Source organism: Streptomyces sp. NRRL F-5126 (genome assembly GCF_000721265.1).
Lineage (GTDB): Bacteria > Actinomycetota > Actinomycetes > Streptomycetales > Streptomycetaceae > Streptomyces.
The window spans coordinates 142,101-163,723 of record NZ_JOFZ01000005.1 but is presented as its reverse complement, the minus strand read 5'-3'; the positions used below and the strand labels follow the sequence as shown (position 1 = coordinate 163,723).

Genomic DNA, 21,623 nt, shown 5'->3' with positions numbered 1-21,623 from the left:
CAAGCGCGAAACGGGGCCGGCCGAGGCGGCTTCAGCGCCGGGCTGCCGCGCCCGTGGACTCCCGTACGACCAGCCGGGGCCGCTCGTCCAGCGGGGGGACGTCGATGTCCTCCCCGCACTCGGCGAGCAGGGTGCGCGCGGCAACCGCGCCGACCTTCTGCACCTGCTGGTCGACGGTGGTCAGCCGTGGGTACATCCAGCGCCCGAGCGGCAGGTTGTCGTAGCCGACGACGGACAGGTCGCCGGGCACCGACAGGCCGGCGCGCAGCGCGGCGCCGATGCCGCACACGGCCATGGAGTCGTTGGCGTACACCACGGCGGTGGGCCGTTCCGGCAGGGCGAGCAGGCCTTCCGTCGCCGCGAGCGCGGCGGACTCGGAGAAGTCGGTCTCCACCACGGCGGCCGGCGTGAGGCGCGCGCCCGCGAGCGCCTCACGGAACGCCGCGAGCCGCACCGCGGTGTGGCGCAGCTCGGCGGGCCCGGTGACGTAGGCGATGCGGCGGTGGCCGAGCAGCAGCAGGTGTTCCACCGCCTCCCGCAGTCCCGCCCCCTGCTGCCGCAGCCCCACGCAGGGCACCCCGCTGCCCGCGTCGGCCCCGCCGAGCAGCACAGCGGGCAGGCCGAGGCCGCGCAGCAGGGCGGGCCTCGGGTCGTCGGCGCGCGCGTCGGTGAGGACCGCGCCGTCGGCCCTGCCCTCCGCCACCAGCCGCTCGTACAGGGCGCGTTCCTGTTCGAGGCCGGCGACGAGGTGGAGCAGGAGGCCGTACCCGAGCGGGGCGAGCTCGCCCTCGAGGCCGGTGATGAGCTCGCTGAAGTGGGGGTCTGCGCCGAGCACGTCGGTCGGGCGGCGCACCACAAGTGCGAGGGTCCTGGTGCGTGCGCTGCGCAGCGCTGACGCCGAGGCGTTCGGCGACCAGCCGAGGTCCTTGGCGGCCGCGAGGACACGGCGGCGCGTCGCCTCGGAGATGCGGCCCGTGCCGTTGACCGCCTGCGAGACCGCCGCGGTGGAGACCCCGGCCGCCGCCGCCACCGCCTTGATGGTGGGACGCCCGCCGGCCTGCTGCCGAGGTGCGTCCGGCGTGCGCCCGCTCACATCTTCACCGCCCCACTGACCAGCGCCTGCTGCATGCGCTTCTGGAGCAGCGTATAGACCACCCAGACGGGCACCAGCGTCAGGATCGTGCCCGCCGTGAGGACGCCGTAGTCGGTGCCGGTCAGCGCGCGCAGGGTGGGCAGCGCCACCTGCACGGTGCGCTGGGAGGAGTCGGGGCCGATGATGACGAGTGAGTACAGGTACTCGTTCCAGAAGTTGAGGAAGTTCAGCAGCAGGACGGTGGCGATGCCCGGCAGGCACATCGGCATGTAGACGTGGCGCAGCACCGTGTAGGTGGAGGCGCCGTCCAGGCGGGCGGCCTCCTCCATCTCCCGCGGGATGGTGCGCATGAACTGCACCAGGATCACCACCGAGAGCGGCATCGCCGTGGCCGGCAGGAACAGCACCATGAACAGCCTGGTGTGGAACAGGCCGGTGGCGGCGGACAGCAGGAAGGTCGGGAAGAGCGCGGCGAAGGTCGGGATGAGGAACCCGAGCGAGAACACCCGCTCCACCAGTGCGCCGATCCGCCCGGAGGCGCGTGCGACGGCGAACGCCGCGGGAATGGCCAGTACGAGGGTGAGCAGCAGCGCCAAGCCGGTGACGAGCACCGAGTTGATGACGGCCGGGCCCAGGTGTGCGGTTTCGAACGAGTGGCTGAAGTTGTTGAACGACAGCGAGCTGGGCAGCGAGAACGGCGTGGCGAAGATCTGGTCGTTGGTCTTGAACGCCGAGACGATCAGGTAGTAGATGGGCGCGAGGAGCAGCAGGGCGTAGCCCCAGGCGAGTACGTGCGCGGGCAGCCAGGACTTTCCGTGTTTCACGTGACCGCTCCGATCAGTAGTTCTGGCGGAAGACGCGGCGGATGACGAGTAGGCCCACCAGCCCCACGAGGAAGAGGACCACCCCGACGGTCTGGCTGTAGCCGAGGTCGGCCGCGATGAACGCCTTCTGGTAGACGAGGAACGACAGCGTCGTCGACGAACTGCCCGGCCCGCCCTGCGTGAGCAGCAGCACGTTCTGCGCGGAGCCGAAGAGGGTCCACAGGAACTGGAGCATCGTCACGACGCCGACGTAGTCGCGGATCACGGGGAAGTGGACGCGCCACATGGTCTGCCAGTGCCCTGCGCCGTCGAGCTGTGCGGCCTCGCCCAGCTCCTCGGGCACACTGCCGAGGCGGGCGGCGAACAGTACGGCGGTGAAGCCGATGCCGCTCCACACGTCGAGCAGCACCAGGCAGTACAGCGCGGTGGAGGGTGAGGCCAGCCATGCGGTGGCCCACGAGCCGAGACCGACGGCCTGGAGGCCGCCGTTGAGCAGGCCCTGGGGCGAGAGCACCGCGTAGAACACCATCGCCTTGGCGGAGGCGGAGATCAGACCGGGGATGAAGAGCAGGTACCGCAGCACCCGGTGGCCGCGAGGCCGCTGGACGACGTAGTAGCCCAGCATGTACGAGCAGGCGATCATCACCGGTATCGCGATGGCGAGTTGCACCGCGGTATTGCGCACCGAGTCCCAGAAGACCGGGTCGGTGAAGACCGTGCGCACGTTGGAGAGCCCGGCGAAGGACACCGGTTGCAGCATGCCGGGCCAGCGCAGGGCGGCGATGACGAAGATGGCCGCCATCGGCCCGATCATGAAGATCAGGTACCAGGCCAGCGCCGGCACGGCGAGGATCGTCCCGCCCTGGCGGCGCCGCGGCCTGCCCGCGGCGGGTGCCGGGCCGGGCGCCCGGCGGGACGCACCGGCCGGGGCCGGTGTCGAGGAAAGCGTGGTCACTTCCAACTCCCCAGTATCGCTCGGTGGGCCGCGTCAGGCACCGCGGTAGGCGTTCTCGAGTCCGGCACGCACCTTTGCGGCGCTGGTTCCCGGCGTGAAGGCGACGCTGGTCGCCGATATCAGCGGCTGGTTGGCCGCCGGGGGGACGTAGACGTCCGGCAGTACCACCTGGCTCACGGTGTCGCCGAGCCGCTGCGCGGCGCCGACGAGAGGGAACTGCGTGGTGACGGTGTCCGATTTGACAGCCATGTCGCGGCCCGACTCCCGGATGAAGCGGGAGACGATGTCCGGCCGGTACATGAACCGTATGAACTTCTCGACGGCGGACAGCTTCTTCGTCCCGTTGGGGCTGATCCAGAGTGCGAGCAGGGTGAAGGCGCGCAGGATGGTCGGCTTGGGGTGCGCCGCGTGCGGTGCGAGGGGCCAGCCGCCGACGACGGTGTGCCGGGCGACCTTGTCGGGGACCTGCGCGAGCGCCGACGACTGGGCGGACTCGGCGGCCGCCCTGCCGGTGTTGTACTGCGTGAACATGAGGTCGGAGGTGAGCCCCTGCGCCTTGTCGGCGAACACCCCGGCGTCGCGCAGCGCGACGAAGTAGTCGATGCCCTCACGTGCGCCGCGGCTGCCGAAGTCGCCGGTGCTGTAGGCGTGGATCGCCTCGTCCGCGGTCAGACAGGTCTGGATGATCTGGGCGAGGAGCTTCTGCCCGGTCCAGTCCTCGCCGCCGACGGTGACGGGGCTGACGCCCTTGGCCCGCAGCTTGCGCGCGGCCCGGATCAGGGCGTCCCCCGTCGTGGGCACATCGCCGACGCCCGCGGCGCCGAGAAGCGCGGTGTTGTAGGCGACGGGCCAGTTGGTGGCGAAGTAGGGGAAGGCGCGCAGCCGCCCCTCGGTGTCCGTCCACGCGGCCAGCGCCTCGGGCACGATGCGCTCGCGCAGTCCCCAGTCGTCGAGGTACGGCTTCACGTCGACAGTGGCATCGACGCCGGTCCACGCCAGCGTCTTGTCGTACAGGTTGACCATGACGACGTCGGCTTCCTTGCGGGCCAGCCGGGAGGTCTCGTACACCTGCGGCAGGTCGTCGCCGTTGATCAGGTTCTTGATCCGCAGCCCGGGGTTCTCCTTCTCGAACCGTTTGACGACGGCGAGATAGGTGGCTGATCCGGGGGCGGTGGTGCCGAGTTGGGTGTGGACGACGATGGTGTCCGGGTCCGCCTCCGCCCCGTCCACGAGCCCGCAGCCGGAAAGCCCGAAGGACGCGCCGCCGGCGGCCATGCCGGCTCCCGCGGCGAGAACCCGTCGCCGACTCAACGATGAGCGCACGACTGACTGCCTCCAACCTGGGTGGTGGAAAGGATGATGGATGGTTAATCGATATACCTGGTGGGCTGGGGGAACTGTATGAGCGCGACGGGGCGGGGTCAAGCCCCGGTGCGGCACGAAAGCGGGGCCGGACCGGCAGTCGCCGGACCGGCCCCGGCTGGGGCACCGTCAGTGTGTCTCGAAGGGTGCGCGGCACACCGAACGGGCGGGGGCGCCGTACCGCCTCACGGCCGGAGCGCCTCGTGCGGGAGGGCGACGGCCTCGCGGCCCGCCGGAGTCCGAATGGTGCGTGCGGCCAGCAGGGCGTCGATGACCGCTTCCTCCGTCGATTCCAGGGCGGCCGCGAACACGGTGTCCAGCTCCGCCGGCGTCAGTGTCCTGGGACTGTCGGAGGGGACGGAGGAGAAGGCCAGACCGTAGTCGCCGCTGCCGTGGCTGTAGGAGGCGCCGACACGGCCGAGGGCAAGGACGCCCCGGGTCGCGATCCGGGAGAGTTGCAGGCCGCTGCAGGGGATGTCGAGCGCCAGCACGACGACACACGACCCGCGCTGGGAGGAGGGTCCTGCCCTGCGTGCTCCCAGGCTCTCGGGGGTGACGGTGCCCCAGGGAAGGCGAAGGTCGCCGCCCATGTTCGCCTGGACGAGCACACCGACCGTGGCCGCGCGGCCGGACAGTTCCACGCGGCGCGAAGCGGTGCCGATGCCCGCCTTGAAACCCAGGGCGCAGGCTCCCGTACCGCCGCCGACGTTGCCCATCTCCACCGCGTCGCCGGCTCCGTCGAGTGCGGCGTGCACGTGGGCGGCGGTGACGGGGCGCGGGTCCCCTGTCGAGAGCCAGCCGTTGTTGACCTCGCCGACCACCGGGTTCACCGACACGAGCGGCTCGTGCGCCCGGTCGAGCAGCCAGGTGAGCAGGGCGTCGGCGACGCGGAAGGTGGAGAGAGTGGCCGTCAGCAGGACAGGGGTCTCCAGCTCGCCGAGCTCCATGACCTGGGTGGCACCGACGAACTTCCCGTAGCCGTTGCCGACGTGGAGCCCGGCGGGGAGGCTGCGGGCTCCGCGTTCGGTGAGAGCGGTCGGCACGATGGCGGTGACACCCGAGTAGATGCCCTGCGCGTCGTCGACGACGGTGCTCTGGCCCACCAGGAGCCCGGCCACGTCCGTGATCGCGTTGCGGCCACCCGGCTCCAGACGGCCGATCCGGTGGCCGAAATCCCGCAGGCGGCTTTGGTGCGTGTCAGTCATCGTTCAATGATCGCGCAGGTCGCGGCGTGGCGGACGGGCGCACACCGCTCCCTCCCTCACGGAGCGTGCCCACGACCCGCGTGGCGGGTCGACCCGCCACCGGGCCCACCCCCGGGAGAGCGCGGTACAGAGCCCATGCGCATCAGCGGGGCCACATGGCACGGGGGACACGGCGTTGTGCGCACGAGTCACCCGCGGCCCGGGCCGCGTGTGGGCCTCGCGGGTCCTGGAGTGACCGGATTCCTGCCGACCGGGGCATCTTCGACCTCGTCGACGGCGCCAGGATCGCCGCGCACCCCCTGACGGCCGGAGCCGTCCAGTCGCGGGGGGGGCACTGCGACCGTGCGTCCCGGACGTGCGGCGTGCGGCGTGCGGCCCCGGCGTGCTCTCACACGAGGGCGTGGCAGTGAATCCGCTCGATCATGGCGTTCAGTACGGTTTCGAGGGCGACCGTGTCGCGCCTGGCCTGATTCATGATCAGGCCGCCCTGCAGGGCCGTGAGCAGGGCGAGTGCCAAGTATTCCGGATCCTCCTCCTGCCCAAGCTCTCCCCGTTCCTGCATCGCCCGCAGGCCCTCGCAAAGGGCGTCCTCCCACTGACCGTAGGCCGCGGCGAGCCCCGCACGGGCCCTCGGGTCATGGTCGGACAGTTCCGCGGACAGGGAGCCGATAGGGCAGCCGCCCTGGCATCCGATGGCGCGCTGCGCATCGACGACGGCATCGCGCCAGGCTTCGAGTGCCTCGAAACTGTCCAGCCGGCTCAGCAGTGGACGCTGGAAACCGAGAACATGCTCCGTCTGGTGCTCGATGACGGCCTGGACCAGCGAGTGCTTGTCGCCGAAGTAGTGGTAGAGCTGCGAAGGACTGGTCACGCGTGCGGCCTTGAGCACATCTTCGGTGCTGGTGCCTGCCACGCCCTTCTCGAACATCAGCTGAGCCGCTGCGGCCACAATGCGGCCCCGGGTGGCCCGGCCCTTCGGGGTCAGTCGCTGCTGGTCGGTGGAGCTCTTCACAAGTGACCAGTCTAGCAACTTTATGGAACGCACCCTCTACTGTCGACAGGCGCCTTCTAGATTTGACAGTCTATTTTTCCCCAGGCACTATTAGATGACTTACTCTAAAAATTGTCACCGGCACCACCGATGCAGTCGTCGCCGTACCTGATCAGCGACTTTCCCTGGAGGGCTCAACGTGACCACCACTCCCACACCCATCGCCGACCAGGTCGCGGGCATCGCCACCGGCCAGGCGCAACAGTTGTCCGCGGAGGTGCTGCAGGTCTTCGCTTCGGAACAGAGCGCCCTGGACGCCGCCGGTGCGCCCGCCGGGATCGCCGAAGCGGGGGCGCCCATGCCTGACGCCGAACTCCTGGACGTCGACGGCAATGCCACCACGCTGGAGCGCACGCGTTCGGGCAGAGGCGCAGTTGTCGTGTTCTACCGCGGGGTCTGGTGCCCCTTCTGCAACGCGGCCCTGCACGCCTACCAGCGGGAACTGGCGGCTGTCCTGGAAGACCGCGGCCTCGCGTTGATCGCCGTCAGCCCGCAGAAACCGGACGGTTCGCTGACGATGAAGGAGGCCCACGAGCTCTCCTTCGCCGTGCTCTCCGACCCCGGGAACCAGATCGGCCGCCGGCTCGGCATCGTCACCAGGCCGACCGACGACGTGCGGCAGGCGCAGGCCTCTCTTGGACTTGACCTGACGGCGGTGAACGCGGACGGCACCCACGACATCGTCATGCCGACAGTGGCGATCGTCGACGCCGAGGGCATCGTGCGGTGGATCGACGTCCACCCGAACTACACCACCCGCACCGAGCCGGCCGAGATTCTGGCCGCCCTCACCACGCTCGACTGACGCGGGCGGCAGACCACCGGGCCGCCACCCCCTCCCATGGAGGTGGCCCCGCGTGCACGTCGGCGCTCCTGCGGCCCGCCGACGATGACAACCGATCCGGATACGGAGTGAATCATGTCTCTGAACGGCAAAGCCGCCCTGGTGACCGGCGCGGGTCGTGGCATCGGGCGGGAAATCGCACTCGCACTGGCGGACAGAGGCCTGACGTCGGCCCTCGTCGCGAGGTCCGAGGGTGAACTGTCCCTGACAGCCCGGATGGTGGAGGACCGCGGAGGCAAGGCGCTCCCGCTGGTCGCGGACCTCGCCGACCCGGCCTCGCTCGCCGAGACCGTGCGGCGGGCGGTCACCGAACTCGGCACGGTGGACGTGCTCGTCAACAACGCCGCGACCGTCGAGCCGCTCGGCCCCAGCGCCGGCATGGACCCCGATGTGTGGGCCTCCTCCCTCGGCATCAATGTGACGGCCCCGGCATCCCTGGCCTTCGCCTTGCTGCCCCGGATGATCGAAGTCGGCTGGGGGAGAGTCGTCAACGTGTCCAGCAGCATCGTGGCCCACCCGGGGGCAATGATCGGAGCCAATGCGTACGCCATGACGAAGGCCGCTCTCGAGGCGCACACCCTCAACCTTGCCGCCGAACTCGACGGCACGGGAGTCACCGCGAACGTCTACCGCCCCGGGTCGGTGGACACCGCGATGCAGGCCCTCATCCGCACCGAGGGTGCCGGCCGCGTGAGCGAAGCGACCCACGCCCGCTTCCTGCAGAACCACGAGCAGCGGTCACTGATCACCGCGGAGCAGTCCGCCCTGGCGCTGGTCGAGCGGCTCGCATCCGACGCGTCTGGCGAGATCTGGGATGTGTCCGACTCCCGCTGAGGCGGCCGCGCCGGCCTCCCACCGGTCACACCCGCCGACACCCTGCCGTGGGTACACGGCCGGGTTCGAAGGTGGGCCAGGGCCGGCTCGGCGGCGGTCGTGCGTGCGTTGCCGCTCGCGGCGGCTGAGCTGTGCGGCGCTCATGGGGCGTGTCTCCTGGGCGCCGGGCAAGAGCTGTGCGCCAGAGAAATCGATAGAGTCCAGCCATGGGAGACGTACCGGATTCCGAACCTACGCCTGACGGGTCCAACGGCGATCTCCGGCTCTCGGACACCAACCGTGTCGAGGCCTTCAGCGACGCTGTCTTCGCCATCGTCGTCACGTTGCTCGTACTGGACCTGCGCGCACCGCGATACCGGCCGGGCGACCTGCTGTCGGCACTGGCTTCGCAGTGGCCCGCCTATGTCGCCTTCCTCGTGTCTTTCGTCTATGTGGGCGTGATCTGGCTCAACCACCACGCGCTGTTCCGCCGGATCCGGCGCCTGGACCTCGGCATGCAGTGGATCAACCTGATCATTCTGCTCAGCGCGGTCATCGTCCCCTTCCCCACAGCGGTACTCAGCTCGGCACTGGCCAGTGGCGACAGCCGCCACGACGCACGTGTGGCCGTCGTCCTGTATGCGCTGGTGGCAGCCGTCATGGCGGCACCCTGGTGGGGAGTCTTCACCTATCTGCGCCGCCATCCCGACCTGCTCGAACCCGGTGTGCCGAGCGCCTACATCAAGGCACAGCGCATTCGCCCCCTCACGGGCCTCGGACTCTACGTACTGTGCGGTGTCGGAGGCTGGTTCATCAGCCCGGCCGTCGGCCTGGGCTGCATCGGCGCCGTCATCCTCTACCACGCGCTCACCAGCGAGGGACTCCACGAAAACCCGCTCGGCCGCATTCTGCGGTAGCGGTGTGCGTCCCCTGGCGCCTTCAGTTCCAGGAAGCCGGTGATGCGCCCCGACGTCTCCACCGCATAGTCCGGACGCACCCGGGCCTCGGGCAAGGGGTACTCAGGATGAAGGCGAGGACTCAGCTTCCAGTGCGCTCCGAAGGTTTCCACCAGCTTCGCAACCGGCAGGCTGATGGACGCCTCCGTGTCGCTGACCCGCAGACGCTCCCTGCACTCGGATCCGACGGTGGATCACCGCAAGACACAGCTTGTTGGAGGCGAAGGGACCAGCTCAGTGCGCACGGGGGGCGCGTGAGGGGCACGGACGGCACGTTCCGTGACCGCTGTGAAAGCAGGGACGGGTGTTGGTTGGGAAGAGACCGTCGTAGCCAATGTGGACCTTGCCTGCCCCCCAAACGGGAAGGCGCGTGGGACGCCATTCGCGCGCCGAGCGGGCCCGCTGCCCCATCTCGCGAAAGCATACGAATCAGCGGCTGAACGAACGGGTCCTACAAGAACGGGATCAGTCCGCCCGGCGGACCGCCAGGAGCGGCACCGCTCCCGGAACCTCTTCCCTTCCCATACCCACGACCTCGAACGTCAGGAAACGGGGAACCAGGCCGACAGGCGCTTGGCAATGGCCGGTACATCGATGTTGTCCTGCGCGACTTCCTCGACGAACGGGCCGGCCACGGAGACGGGTGGCGGGGCGGTACTGGCGCTGACGCCGTTGAACCGCAGGAAGACACGCATGGCGAGCCAGGCGGTGCGCTTGTTGCCGTCGATCAGCGCGTGATTGCGGGCAACGGAGTGCAGCAGTGCCGCCGCCTTCTGGTGCAGCGTGGGATACAACTCGGCTCCGAACACATTCGTCCGGGGCCTCTCGATCGCCGACACCAGAAGACCCGTGTCACGCACGCTGTGCTCGGTACCGTTGACCGCGCGGGCGATGGCCAGGATCTCGTCGATCTGGAGGTAGCGCACGTCCGTCACTTCAGGTAGTCCAGGATCTCCGCATCGCTGTCCATCAGCTCGGCCAGGACGTCATCGACCTTCAGTTCGGCCCGGTCCTGGGCGTCGCGGATGGCCTCGATGGCAAGCTCCTGCTTGCTGCGACCCTCCCGACGAGCCCGCTCGGTGAGCTTCGCGTCAAGGTCGTCGGGGAGTCGAAGTGTCATCGCCATACAAGGATGATACCTGAGCGGTATCAAACGGACCGGTCGAGCCGCGTCCCCAAAAACGCAGGGCCGAAGAAGGCGGCTCGCTGCGCCTGCGGCGGTGCAGCAAAGACTTCCGCTACGGGCGTCATCCGAGTGTCAAGAATCTCCGAACTCCCTCTGAGGGCGTGGCCAATACAGGCAGCTCGCTCACGAATCCGCAGGCCAGCGAGGTACAGAGATCGATCCGTCGGCGCGAACCGCTCACGAAGGGGAACAGGTCAAGTAACCCACCCGCACAACAAGAGTCCAGGTCAGGACCTCTTGTCCGCGGGTTCGAGGATCGCCACGCACTCCACATGATGCGTCATCGGGAAGAGGTCGAAGACCCTCAGCATCCGCGGCCTGTAGCCGCCCTCGCGGAAGTACGCCAGGTCGCGGGCCAGGGCCGCCGGGTCGCAGGCCACGTAGGCGATGCGGCGTGCGCCGAGTGTGGTGAGGTGCGTGACCGTCTTGCGGCCCGCGCCCGCGCGGGGCGGGTCGAGGACGATGAGGTCCGTCTCCGTGATGCGGGTGCGCGGCAGGACCTGGTCGACCTTGCCGTGTTCGATGCGTACGCGCGGCATCCCGCGCAGGTTGTGCGCCGCGTCCTCCGCCGCGCGCTTGCCCGACTCGATGCCGAGCACCGCGCCGCTGTCGCCGACGCGTTCGGCGATCGCCCCGGCGAACAGGCCCACGCCGCAGTACAGGTCGAGGGCCGTGTCGCCCTTCCTCGGCAGGAGGCCCTGCATCACGGCCTCCACCAGCATCGCCGGCGCCTGCGTGTGGACCTGCCAGAAGCCGCCCGCGCCCACCCGGTACGTGCGGCCGTCGGCGCGCTCGCGGACGAAGTCGCGGCCGTGCACGCGGTGCACTCCCCCGTCGCGTTCCTCGACGCGCAGGACGGAGACCGGCTTGTCGAGTTCGACCAGCGGGAGCCGGCCGCCCGGGCGGGGCGTGAGGACGACCTGGCGGTCAGCCGAGCCCGTCGCCGCGATCGCCTCGACCGTGGCGATGTCCGGCCACTGGCGCCGCTCCACGCCGAGTTCCTCGACGCCGGGCGCCGCGATCAGGCAGCGGTCGACCGGCTCGACGTCGTGCGAGCGGTGTTTGCGCAGGCCCACCCGGCCCTCGGCGTCGATCGCGTACTGGACGCGCGTGCGCCAGGCGGGCACCTCGCCCGCGGGCAGCTTGTCGCCGGGCGCCGGCACGACCGTGCCGTCCCAGCCGGCCTGCTCGGGCGTGAGCCCGGCGAGGCGCTTGAGCTGCTCCGCCACCACCTCACCCTTGAGGCGGCGCTGCGCGCCGGGCTTCGCGTGCTGCCAGTCGCAGCCGCCGCACCGGCCGGGTCCCGCGTACGGGCACGGCGCGTCGACCCGGTCCTTGGACGGTGTGAGGATCTTGACGGCGTCGGCGCGCAGGAAACGCGCGTCCTCCGCTCCCTCGGTGATCCGGGCGACCACCCGCTCCCCCGGCAGCGCGTGCCGTACGAACAGGACCCTGCCCTCTTCCGTGCGGGCCACGCAGTGGCCGCCGTGCGCGACCGGGCCGACCTCGACCTCGTACTCGTCCCCGACTGGCGAGGCGTTCGACTCGGTTGGCATGAAGGGGGGACTCCAGAGCGTCGGGAGGTTGCGGAGGCCGGGCCGTTCGCGTCCGTACCTCTGTCAGGCGGCAGCGCACCAGTTTACGGGCCGCCGGCCGGTGCTCTGTGCGGGTTCTGCGTGTGCATTTCGACGGTCCGCGTTCTGCTCCGGCGGTTTCCCGGCGTAATTCCGGCAGCCAATTCGGGGGCGCTCCCGCCTCCTCAGGCAGGTAGCCTGGGCCCGTGCACTCCGTGACGGCGGTTCGCCGTCACGACCCGCATCACCGGCCTGACCAGGCGTTTTCGTGGACTTCCCGCGTGCAGCACCCGCGCATTCGGGGGCGCGGGCTCTGGTAGGCTAGACTGCCTTGGCAAAACTTTTGGTGCCTGGCTCGTACTCGGCTTGTTCGCACCCCCTACCACCACGTGGAGAGAAATTCCGATGTCTCAGCGTTGCGACTTTTGCGACAAGGCACCCGTCTTCGGCAGGACCGTCTCGCGTCTCGGTCGCCAGGCCATCAAGCGCCGCGTGAAGGGCCGCAGCCCCCGTCGCTTCAACCCGAACATCCAGTCGGTGCGCACCGTGGTGAACGGCACGCCGAAGAAGCTGAACGTCTGCACCTCCTGCCTGAAGGCCGGCAAGGCCACGCGCGCCGTGAGTGCCTGACGACTTGACGCGCCGGATGGTCCGCGTGGCCGGTTCGAGCGGTCGTTACAGACTTTCCAGATTCACCACCGCGCATGCTCCCCCCGGGAATCGGCCCGAGGGGAGTTTCGCTTTTCCGGGCTCGTGGGTGCACGTGCCGTCGGGACCCGTGGCGGGCCGGCTTCCTCGACCGGCCCGCATCCCTCAGTTCTTGCCGCCCGCGTCCTTGCGCCGCACGTCGACGGGCCCCCGCCGCACCGAGCCAGGCGCGGTCCACTCCGCGCGCCTGCGCGCCCGCTTGCGGGCGACTTCCGACGACTCCAGCTGGTAGGGCACGGACGTGACCATCACGCCCGGCATGAACAGCAGCCGCCCCTTGAGCCGCAGCGCGCTCTGGTTGTGCAGCAGGTGCTCGTACCAGTGGCCCACGACGTACTCGGGGATGAAGATGCTGATCGCGTCGCGCGGGTTCTCGGTGCGCAGTGACTTCACGTACTCGATGATCGGCCGCGTGATCTCACGGTAGGGCGAGTCGAGGATCTTCAGCGGCACGTTGATGTTGCGCCGCTCCCACTCCTCGCGCAGCGCCTTCGTCTCCGCCGGGTCGACGCTGATGCTGAGCGCTTCGAGCGTCCCGGTGCGCATCAGCTTGGCGTAGCCGAGTGCCCGCAGCGTCGGCCTGTGCAGCTTGGACACCAGCACGATGGAGTGGACGCGCGACGGCTTGACGGTGTCCTCGGACGGGTCGTCGGCGGCCGCGAGTTCGTCCGCGATCCGGTCGTAGTGCTTCCTGATCGCCGTCATCGTGCCGTAGAAGATCACCATGCCGAGCACGGCGACCCATGCGCCGTGGCTGAACTTGGTGGCGAGGACGACCACGAGCACGACGCCCGTCAGGAACGCTCCGAAGGCGTTGATCGCGCGCGAGCGCATCATGCGCCGGCGCTTGGACCGGTCGCGTTCGGTGCGCAGGTGCCGGTTCCAGTGCCTGACCATGCCGGTCTGGCTGAGGGTGAACGACACGAACACACCGACGATGTACAGCTGGATCAGGCGCGTCGACGAGGCCCCGTAGATCACCACCAGGAGGATGGCCGCACCGGCCAGCAGGACGATGCCGTTGGAGAAGGCGAGCCGGTCGCCCCTGGTGTGCAGCTGGCGGGGCAGGTAGCGGTCCTGCGCGAGGATGGAGCCGAGCAGCGGGAAGCCGTTGTAGGCGGTGTTCGCCGCGAGGAACAGCACGAGCGCGGTCGCGGCGGCCAGCACCACGAAGAAGAACGTGCCCCTGCCGAAGACCGCTGCCGCGACCTGTGTGATGACGGGGTCGACGACGAACGAGCCGCCGACGGCGTGGCCGTTGGCGCGCAGCAGGTCGACGGCCGGGTTGTCCGCCATCCGCACCCTGGTCCCGATCGCGAGAGCCATGATCCCGCAGAACATGACGACGGCGAGGCCGCCCATCAGGGCGAGCGTGGAGGCCGCGTTCCTGCTCTTGGGCTTGCGGAACGCGGGCACGCCGTTGCTGATCGCCTCGACCCCGGTCAGGGCCGCGCAGCCGGACGAGAACGCCCGCAGCAGCAGGAAGAGCATGGCGAACCCGGCCAGGCCGCTCTTCTCCGGCTTGATGTGCAGGTGGGACGTGGGGGCGTGCATGACGTCCCCGAGCGCGAGGCCCTTGATCGCGCCCCAGGCGATCATCACGAAGACGCCGCCGACGAAGACGTACGTGGGGATCGCGAACAGCTTGCCCGACTCGCGCACGCCGCGGAGGTTCATCAGCGTCAGGACGACGATGACGGCGACGGCGCAGATCGCCTTGTGCTGGACGACGAAGGGGATGGCGGAGCCGAGGTTCTCCACCCCGGACGAGATGGACACCGCGACGGTCATGACGTAGTCGACCAGCAGGGCACTGGCGACGGTCAGCCCGGCCTTGGGGCCGAGGTTCGTGGTGGCGACCTCGTAGTCGCCGCCGCCGCTCGGGTACGCGTGGACGTTCTGCCGGTACGACGCGACGACGGTGAACATCAGCACCGCGACAGCGAGCGTGATCCACACCGAGAAGTGGTAGGCCGACGCACCCGCCACCGACAGCACGATCAGCACCTCGCCGGGTGCGTATGCGACGGACGACAGCGGGTCGGACGCGAAGACGGGCAGCGCGATGCGCTTGGGTAGGAGTGTCTCCCCGAGCTTGTCGCTGCGCAGCGCCCGCCCGATCAGGATCCGTTTGGGCACGTCGGTCAGTTTGGACACGGGCGGAATGGTATGCGTTCGAACAGCCGGGTGCGCAGGCAGCACCCCGAATTCCCGGTTCACCTGCTCACACGGGGTGCGGTGGCGCACGGTGACGGGCTCCGTACGTTCTCTTGTCGCAATCTTGTCGCCTTCCGGGGAACGCGGCCGGGTACGGGGATGGCGGCGGGCAGGGGGGCGCCGCTTAAGCTCGTGCCTCTGGGCAGCCTTTCCCGGCGGCCCACAGGTGCCCGGCACGTCGACAAGGATGAGTGAACAGGGTGTTTTCGCAGATCGGTGCGGCAACCAGGAGCGCGGGAGACGTCACGTGCACATCGTGATCATGGGGTGCGGGCGGGTGGGCGCCGCGCTCGCGCAGACGCTGGAGGAGCAGGGCCATTCGGTCGCCGTGATCGACCAGGACTCGACCGCGTTCCGCAGGCTGGGCGCCGGCTTCGGGGGCCGCAGGGTCACCGGCGTCGGCTTCGACGGCGACACCCTGCGTGAGGCAGGGATCGAGGAGGCCGGGGCGTTCGCCGCGGTCAGCAGCGGCGACAACTCCAACATCATCGCGGCGCGTGTGGCGCGCGAGATGTTCGGCATCGAGAACGTCGCCGCGCGCATCTACGACCCGCGCCGCGCCGAGGTCTACCAGCGCCTCGGCATCCCCACGGTGGCCACCGTCCGATGGACGGCCGACCAGATGCTGCGGCGGCTGCTGCCGTCCGGCGCGGAGCCGCTGTGGCGCGACCCGAGCGGCGGGGTACAGCTCGCCGAGGTGCACACGCCTGAGACGTGGATCGGTCAGCGGATCAGCAGGCTGCAGGAGGAGACCGGCGTCCGCGTGGCGTTCGTCACCCGTCTCGGCGAGGCCATGCTGCCGACGGCGGACACGGTGCTGCAGGAGGGCGACCTCGTGCACGTGGTGATGCGCACGGACGAGGTCGAGAAGGTCGAGACGGCGTTCGCCGCGGGCCCGGACGGAGGGCACAACTGATGCGCGTCGCGATTGCCGGAGCGGGCGCGGTGGGCCGGTCCATCGCCGGCGAGCTGCTGGAGAACGGCCACGAGGTGCTCCTCGTGGACAAGGCGCCGACCGCGATCTCCGTGGAGCGGGTGCCGATGGCGGAGTGGCTGCTGGCGGACGCGTGCGAGATCACGTCGCTGGACGAGGCGGCGCTGCAGCGCTGCAACGTGGTGATCGCGGCCACGGGTGACGACAAGGTCAACCTCGTCGTGTCGCTGCTCGCGAAGACGGAGTACGGCGTGCCGCGCGTCGTGGCGCGCGTGAACAACCCCAAGAACGAGTGGCTGTTCAGCGAGGCGTGGGGGGTGGACGTGGCGGTCTCGACGCCGCGCCTGATGTCCGCGCTGGTGGAGGAGGCGGTGAGCGTCGGCGACCTGGTGCGCCTGCTGCGCTTCAGCCACGGCGACGCGAACCTGGTGGAGCTGACGCTGCCGCCCGAGTCGGCTATCTCGGGAACGCAGGTGGGCGACGTCACCTGGCCCGAGGACACGTCCCTGGTGACGATCATCCGCGGGACGAGCGTCCTGACGCCCAGCGCGGACGAGACGCTGGAGGCGGGCGACGAGCTGCTCTTCGTGGCGGCCCAGGCCCGCGAGGAGCAGCTCGAGGACCTGCTCTCGGTCCACCGGGAGCAGTAGCCCGCGGCCCGGCGGCCCGCGCCGTGCGCTCACCGCGTGCGGCGCGAGCCGCATGCCGGTGGCGGGCCGCGCCACCGCGGGCCCACCGCCCGCACGGCGCCGGTCCGCTGCCCGCAGCGCACCCCGGGGCGCTGCCCCGGACCCGCGCCGGGGCCACCGGCCACCGCGGGCTTGCCGCGGGCCCACCGGTCCGCTCGCCCGCCGGTCACACGCTGCCGAACACTGCCCGCAATGCTCTCCTCCCCGGGGGGCGCTGCCCCCGGGACTGGTGCCCGGGCCACCGGCCACTGTGCGCGTGCCCCGCGCGACGCCGCCCACCGGCACAGCCGCCGCACACCCGCTGTCGGGCACTCCCCCGGCCACCGGCCGGTGCCCGCACCTCGTGCGCGGCCGCTGGACGCGCGGGCCGTCGCACACCCACCGGGGCCTGTCACCGGTGCACCCTGCGCACCGGTCGCCGTACCAGGCAGCCGCTCGGTGCGGGCAGCGGGCCCTGAAGCGGGGCGCCCGGCATGGCGGCGGCAGCGGGCGTGCGACGCGACACGGCTGGGCGCCGGGCAGCGGCCGCCCGGCGGCCGGCGCCGGCGTCAGCCGGTGCGGCGGTGGCGTGCCGGGGGCTTCGGGGTGTCGGCGGCGTCCGCCGGCACCGGCGGCGTCCCGGCGGCGGAGGCTTCCGCCTCAGCCTTCTCCGCGGCCTCCGCCGCCTCCATCTCCGCGAACACGTCGATCGGCGCCGGCGCCTTGGCGAGGAACAGCCATGTCAGCCAGACCGCCAGCAGGAACGGCGGGATCTTCAGCGACACGAGCACCCAGCCGAGCTGCTTCGTGTCGGCCCACAGGTAGAGCGGGAAGAGGATCGCGCTCTTGGCCAGCAGGACGAGCCCCCAGGCCCAGCTCGCCTTGGTGTATGCCTTCTTGCGGCCCGGGTTCCGGGTCCGCCAGGAGAGGTTCTCCTTGAAGATCGGGCCGAGGATCAGCCCGATCAGCGGGACGCCCGCGAGCGCCGTCACGATGTAGGCGAGCGCGAGTCCGAGCGTGTACAGCATGCCCGGCAGGTAGAAGTCCTTGGCGTTGCCGGTCACCATCGCGAAGGCGACGCCGAACGCGACGCCGAAGACGCCGCTGAAGGCGTGCTTCACGGTGTCCCGCCGCGCCAGCCGCACCACCAGCAGGACCACCGACACGGCGACGGCGGCGATCGCGGACGTCTTCAGGGACTGGTCGATGGTGTAGATGGTGACGAAGAGCAGGCCCGGCAGGACCGTCTCCACCATCCCACGCAGCCCCCCGAACGCCTCGAAGAGCGCGGCTTCGGTGACCGCCCTCGCGTCGTCGGAGGAACCGCCTGACGAGAGCTCGGCCGAATCCGCCGGCTCCGCGGGCTTGTCCAGTGACGTCACCGGCTACTACTCCTGTCCGAGCGGTCGCAGCTCGTATCGGGGGTTGAACAGGACCCGGCGGCCGTGGCTCATCGAGATCCGGCCGTACGCGGTCATCCTGCGTCCGGGCTCGATGCCCACGATCGAGCGCCGGCCGAGCCACACCACGTCGAGCAGGGCGGTGCCGTCGAACAGCTCCGCCTCCAGGGCCGGCACGCCGGCCCTCGGCCGCAGGGTGACCGTCCGCAACGTACCAGCGACCCGCACCATCTGGCGGTCGTCGCACTCGGAGATGCGCATGCAGCCGGATGCCTGGGCGTCCTCGCGCAGCTCCTCGGACTCCAGGTCCTCCTGGGAGCTGGAGAGCCGGTCGAGCATCCGCCGGAACCGGCCGGTGGCCTTCTCAGCACTCATACGTAGAGCGTACCGGGCGCCTGTGCGCCGCATGCCCCGGCGCACACCCCGGCCGGATCAGCGTTCGAAGCGGTAGCCCATGCCGGGTTCGGTGACGAAGTGCCGCGGGTGGGACGGGTTCTGCTCCAGCTTGCGGCGCAGCTGCGCCATGTACACGCGCAGGTAGTTGGACTCGGTGCCGTACGAGGGGCCCCAGACCTCCTGCAGCAGCTGCTTCTGGCTCACCAGCCGCCCCGTGTTGCGCACGAGCACTTCGAGCAGGTGCCATTCCGTCGGGGTGAGCCGCACGTCGCGGCCGTCCCTGTTGACCTTCTTCGCCGCGAGGTCGACGGTGAAGCCGTCGGTCTCCACGACGGCCGCGCCCTCGTCGCCCTCCGTGCCGACCGGCTCCGCGCGTCTGACCGCGGCGCGCAGCCTCGCCAGCAGCTCGTCCATGCCGAACGGCTTGGTGACGTAGTCGTCGGCGCCCGCGTCGAGCGCCTCGACCTTCTCGTCCGAGGTGTGGCGCGCGGACAGCACGAGGATCGGCACGCGCGTCCAGCCGCGCAGCCCCCTGATGACCTCGACGCCGTCCATGTCGGGCAGGCCGAGGTCGAGCACCACCACGTCGGGGCGGCGGGCGGCGGCGAGCTCCAGCGCGGAGGCGCCGTCGGCCGCGGCGTCCACCTCGTACTTGCGCGCCCTGAGGTTGATCACCAGGGCCCGGACGATCGCCGGTTCGTCGTCCACCACGAGCACCCTTACGGGGGTGCGGGGCTCCACCCCGGCGGGGTGCTGCATTCCTGCCTGCCTTTCTGCGGGCCGGGTCACGAGGTGACCTCGGCGGGTAGCTCGGGGCGCACCGGCGCCACGCCGGCCGCCGCCTTGAGGGTGAGCACCATGGTCATGCCGCCGCCGGGGGTGTCCTCCGCGAAGAGCGTGCCGCCCATGGCGTCGACGAAGCCGCGGGCGACGGCGAGGCCCAGGCCCACGCCGGCTCCCCGCGGCGCGTCGCCGTGGCGCTGGAAGGGCTCGAAGATGCGCTCCTTGCCGTCGTCGGGGACGCCCGGTCCGCGGTCGACGACGCGCACCTCGACGCGGTCGCCGATGGCGCTGGCCGCGACGGTGACGCGGCGGCCCTCGGGGCTGTACTTGACGGCGTTCTCGACGATGTTGGCCACGGCGCGCTCCAGCAGGCCGGTGTCGACGGCGACCATGGGGAGCGTCTCGGGGATGTCGGGCTCGACGCTGTCCTCGGGTACGCCGACGAGCGCGAGGGGCACGACCTCGTCGAGGTCGACGACGCGGATCATCGGGGTGACGGTGCCGGTCTGCAGGCGGGTGATGTCGAGCAGGTTGCCGACGAGGTGGTCGAGCCGGTCGGCGCCCTCCTCGATGCCTTCGAGCAGCGCGGCCTCGTCCTCCTCGGACCATTCGACGTCCTGCGAGCGCAGGGAGGTGACCGCGGCTTTGATGCCGGCGAGCGGGGTGCGCAGGTCGTGGCTGACGGCGGCGAGCAGCGCCGTGCGGATGCGGTTGCCCTCGGCGAGCTCGCGGGCCCTGGACGCCTCGCCGACGAGCCGCTGGCGGTCGAGGACGACGGCGGCCTGGGCGGCGAACGCGGCCAGCACGCGCCGGTCCTCGGCCGGCAGGACGCGGCCCGACAGGGCGAGCGCCATGTGGTCGCCCACGGGCATGTCGACGTCGGCGTCCTCGGGGCGCCGGCACGGCTGGGGCCCCACGCTGCCGGCGCACGTCCACGGCTCCACGTCGCTCTTGCGTTCGAGCAGGGCGACCGAGTCCATCGCGAACGTCTCGCGGACCCGTTCGAGCAGCGCGTCCAGGGTGGTCTCGCCGCGCAGCACGCTGCCCGCAAGGAACGAGAGGATCTCCGACTCGGCGCGCAGCCGTGCGGCCTGGTGGGTACGGCGGGCCGCCTGGTCCACGACGGACGCGACGCAGACGGCGACGGCGAAGAACACCACGAGGGCGACGACGTTCTTCGGCTCGGCGATGTCCAGCGTGTGCGTGGGCGGCGTGTAGTAGAAGTTCAGCAGGAGTGAGCTGAGGGCGGCCGAGGCGAGCGCGGGCAGCAGCCCGCCGAACAGCGCGGCGAGCACCGTCAGGAACAGGAACAGCAGGACGTCGTTGGACAGGCCGAGCGGGTCGGAGAGCGACGAGAGCAGCAGCGTCAGCAGGACCGGGGCCACGACGGCGAGCAGCCAGCCCCAGATGATGCGGGGGCGGCCGAGCCGCGCGCCCCGCGCGACGGGCAGGCCGCGCCCCTTGGCGACGCGGTCGTGGGTGACGATGTGCACGTCGAGGTCGGGCCCCGAGTCGCGGGCGACGGTCGCGCCGACGCCGGGCCCGAACACGTACTGCCAGGTCTTGCGGCGGCTGGAGCCGAGCACGATCTGCGTGGCGTTGACGCCGCGTGCGAACTCCAGCAGCGCGGACGCCGTGTCGTCCCCTATGACGTGGTGGAAGGTGCCGCCGAGGTCTTCGAGCAGGGTGCGCTGGACGGCGAGTTCCTTGGGTGAGGGCGCGGTGAGTCCGTCGCTGCGCGCGATGTAGACGCCGAGTACCTCGCTGCCCGAGCCCTTCGCGGCCACCCGGGCGGCGCGGCGGATCAGCGTGCGGCCCTCGGGGCCGCCGGTCAGGCCGACGACGATGCGCTCCCTGGCCTGCCAGGTGGAGCGGATGCCGTGCTCGCCGCGGTAGCGCTGGAGGTACGCGTCGACGCGGTCGGCGACCCACAGCAGCGCCAGCTCGCGCAGCGCGGTGAGGTTGCCGGGCCTGAAGTAGTGGGAGAGGGCGGCGTCCATCTTGTCGGGCTTGTAGATGTTGCCGTGCGCCATGCGGCGCCGCAGCGCCTCGGGCGACATGTCGACGAGCTCGATCTGGTCGGCGCGCCTGACGAACTCGTCGGGCACGGTCTCGCGCTGCCTGACGCCGGTGATCGTCTCGACGACGTCGCCGAGCGACTCCAGGTGCTGGATGTTGACGGTGGAGACGACGTCGACGCCCGCCTGGAGGAGTTCCTCGACGTCCTGCCAGCGCTTGGCGTTGCGTGAGCCCGGCACGTTGGTGTGCGGCAGCTCGTCCACGAGCGCGACGGCGGGCCGCCGCGCCAGCACGGCGTCGACGTCCATCTCGGTGAAGAGGGTGCCGCGGTACTCGATCTGCTTGCGGCCCACCTCTTCGAGGCCGCTCAGCAGGGTACGCGTGCGTGGCCTGTCGTGGTGCTCGACGAAGGCGACCACGACGTCGGTGCCGCGTTCGGCACGGCGGTGCGCCTCGGAGAGCATCGCGTACGTCTTGCCGACGCCCGGAGCGGACCCGAGGTAGATACGAAGCTTGCCGCGTCCCATCGCTCCATTGTCTTCCGGGCTGGGCCGGTGGATCCCGGCGCTGGGCCGGTGCGTCCCGGCCGGGCCGGCGCGCGTGCCGCGCGCCGGCTCCTTCGACGCTACAGCGCC

The 21,623-nt window shown here is 70.8% G+C and carries 20 protein-coding genes; 6 read left to right on the top strand and 14 right to left on the bottom strand.

The features are described from left to right. Nucleotides 1–31: 31 nt before the first annotated feature. From IH48_RS0111930 to IH48_RS0111905, 6 genes are all read right to left on the bottom strand, one after another. Nucleotides 32–1,093: a LacI family DNA-binding transcriptional regulator gene (locus IH48_RS0111930; protein ID WP_030902759.1), complete on the bottom strand. Its 1,062-nt coding sequence runs from the start codon at nucleotides 1,091–1,093 to the stop codon at nucleotides 32–34. Then, nucleotides 1,090–1,917: a carbohydrate ABC transporter permease gene (locus tag IH48_RS0111925; protein ID WP_030902757.1), complete on the bottom strand. Its 828-nt coding sequence runs from the start codon at nucleotides 1,915–1,917 to the stop codon at nucleotides 1,090–1,092. The genes IH48_RS0111930 and IH48_RS0111925 overlap by 4 nt, the downstream gene beginning before the upstream one ends. Nucleotides 1,918–1,930: 13 nt before the next feature. Next, nucleotides 1,931–2,872, bottom strand: coding sequence for a carbohydrate ABC transporter permease (locus tag IH48_RS0111920; protein ID WP_030902754.1), 942 nt, complete (start codon nucleotides 2,870–2,872; stop codon nucleotides 1,931–1,933). Nucleotides 2,873–2,905: 33 nt separating this feature from the next. After that, nucleotides 2,906–4,195: an ABC transporter substrate-binding protein gene (locus IH48_RS0111915; protein ID WP_030902752.1), complete on the bottom strand. Its 1,290-nt coding sequence runs from the start codon at nucleotides 4,193–4,195 to the stop codon at nucleotides 2,906–2,908. Nucleotides 4,196–4,419: 224 nt separating this feature from the next. Next, entirely contained in the window at nucleotides 4,420–5,439 is a 1,020-nt protein-coding gene (locus tag IH48_RS0111910; RefSeq protein WP_030902751.1) for a P1 family peptidase, read from the bottom strand. A 388-nt stretch (nucleotides 5,440–5,827) separates the two neighbouring features. Next, complete coding sequence (locus IH48_RS0111905) at nucleotides 5,828–6,451, bottom strand: TetR/AcrR family transcriptional regulator (RefSeq protein ID WP_030902748.1); 624 nt, start codon at nucleotides 6,449–6,451, stop codon at nucleotides 5,828–5,830. A gap of 178 nt (nucleotides 6,452–6,629) precedes the next feature. On the opposite strand from IH48_RS0111905, the gene IH48_RS0111900 reads away from it, so the two are divergent. From IH48_RS0111900 to IH48_RS0111890, 3 genes are all read left to right on the top strand, one after another. After that, a complete protein-coding gene (locus tag IH48_RS0111900) occupies nucleotides 6,630–7,295 on the top strand; it encodes a peroxiredoxin-like family protein (RefSeq protein WP_030902745.1) in 666 nt (221 codons plus the stop codon). Between the two features lie 114 nt (nucleotides 7,296–7,409). Beyond that, the gene (locus IH48_RS0111895) at nucleotides 7,410–8,168 is read left to right on the top strand and encodes an SDR family NAD(P)-dependent oxidoreductase (RefSeq protein WP_030902741.1); all 759 of its coding nucleotides are present in this window, start codon (nucleotides 7,410–7,412) and stop codon (nucleotides 8,166–8,168) included. Nucleotides 8,169–8,374: 206 nt separating this feature from the next. After that, nucleotides 8,375–9,064 (top strand): TMEM175 family protein, encoded by a 690-nt coding sequence (locus IH48_RS0111890; protein WP_030902738.1) that lies wholly within the window; start codon nucleotides 8,375–8,377, stop codon nucleotides 9,062–9,064. A gap of 581 nt (nucleotides 9,065–9,645) precedes the next feature. Here IH48_RS0111890 and IH48_RS0111885 read toward each other — a convergent pair. The 3 genes from IH48_RS0111885 to IH48_RS0111875 all read right to left on the bottom strand — a co-directional run bounded on the left by IH48_RS0111885 (nucleotide 9,646) and on the right by IH48_RS0111875 (nucleotide 11,845). After that, nucleotides 9,646–10,038 (bottom strand): type II toxin-antitoxin system death-on-curing family toxin, encoded by a 393-nt coding sequence (locus IH48_RS0111885; protein WP_030902735.1) that lies wholly within the window; start codon nucleotides 10,036–10,038, stop codon nucleotides 9,646–9,648. Next, the gene (locus tag IH48_RS0111880; protein WP_007445201.1) at nucleotides 10,035–10,229 is read right to left on the bottom strand and encodes a ribbon-helix-helix protein, CopG family; all 195 of its coding nucleotides are present in this window, start codon (nucleotides 10,227–10,229) and stop codon (nucleotides 10,035–10,037) included. The genes IH48_RS0111885 and IH48_RS0111880 overlap by 4 nt, the downstream gene beginning before the upstream one ends. A gap of 287 nt (nucleotides 10,230–10,516) precedes the next feature. Continuing rightward, nucleotides 10,517–11,845: a class I SAM-dependent RNA methyltransferase gene (locus IH48_RS0111875; RefSeq protein WP_030902728.1), complete on the bottom strand. Its 1,329-nt coding sequence runs from the start codon at nucleotides 11,843–11,845 to the stop codon at nucleotides 10,517–10,519. A gap of 423 nt (nucleotides 11,846–12,268) precedes the next feature. Between IH48_RS0111875 and rpmB the strand changes: the two genes are divergently transcribed. Beyond that, nucleotides 12,269–12,493, top strand: coding sequence for a 50S ribosomal protein L28 (gene rpmB / locus IH48_RS0111870; RefSeq protein ID WP_030902726.1), 225 nt, complete (start codon nucleotides 12,269–12,271; stop codon nucleotides 12,491–12,493). A gap of 183 nt (nucleotides 12,494–12,676) precedes the next feature. Here the strand turns inward: rpmB and IH48_RS0111865 are convergent, their stop codons facing one another. After that, the gene (locus IH48_RS0111865; protein WP_030902724.1) at nucleotides 12,677–14,728 is read right to left on the bottom strand and encodes an APC family permease; all 2,052 of its coding nucleotides are present in this window, start codon (nucleotides 14,726–14,728) and stop codon (nucleotides 12,677–12,679) included. Between the two features lie 307 nt (nucleotides 14,729–15,035). On the opposite strand from IH48_RS0111865, the gene IH48_RS0111860 reads away from it, so the two are divergent. Further along, on the top strand, nucleotides 15,036–15,704 hold the full coding sequence (locus IH48_RS0111860; RefSeq protein ID WP_030902723.1) for a potassium channel family protein: 669 nt from the start codon (nucleotides 15,036–15,038) through the stop codon (nucleotides 15,702–15,704). Next, nucleotides 15,704–16,372 carry a potassium channel family protein gene (locus tag IH48_RS0111855; protein WP_030902722.1) on the top strand — a complete coding sequence of 223 codons (669 nt, stop codon included), beginning with the start codon at nucleotides 15,704–15,706 and terminating at the stop codon, nucleotides 16,370–16,372. Before IH48_RS0111860 ends, IH48_RS0111855 begins: the two co-directional genes overlap by 1 nt. Nucleotides 16,373–16,959: 587 nt before the next feature. On the opposite strand, the gene IH48_RS0111850 is transcribed toward IH48_RS0111855, so the two are convergent. From IH48_RS0111850 to IH48_RS0111835, 4 genes are read right to left on the bottom strand one after another with little or no spacing between them, the layout of a single operon-like run. Next, nucleotides 16,960–17,772 carry a DUF3159 domain-containing protein gene (locus tag IH48_RS0111850; protein WP_030902721.1) on the bottom strand — a complete coding sequence of 271 codons (813 nt, stop codon included), beginning with the start codon at nucleotides 17,770–17,772 and terminating at the stop codon, nucleotides 16,960–16,962. Between the two features lie 6 nt (nucleotides 17,773–17,778). Beyond that, nucleotides 17,779–18,165, bottom strand: coding sequence for an OB-fold nucleic acid binding domain-containing protein (locus IH48_RS0111845; RefSeq protein ID WP_199809938.1), 387 nt, complete (start codon nucleotides 18,163–18,165; stop codon nucleotides 17,779–17,781). Nucleotides 18,166–18,222: 57 nt separating this feature from the next. Continuing rightward, nucleotides 18,223–18,945, bottom strand: a complete 723-nt coding sequence (locus IH48_RS0111840; protein ID WP_051839606.1) for a response regulator — start codon at nucleotides 18,943–18,945, stop codon at nucleotides 18,223–18,225. A 26-nt stretch (nucleotides 18,946–18,971) separates the two neighbouring features. Then, entirely contained in the window at nucleotides 18,972–21,515 is a 2,544-nt protein-coding gene (locus tag IH48_RS0111835; protein WP_030902715.1) for a sensor histidine kinase, read from the bottom strand. Nucleotides 21,516–21,623 lie beyond the last annotated feature (108 nt).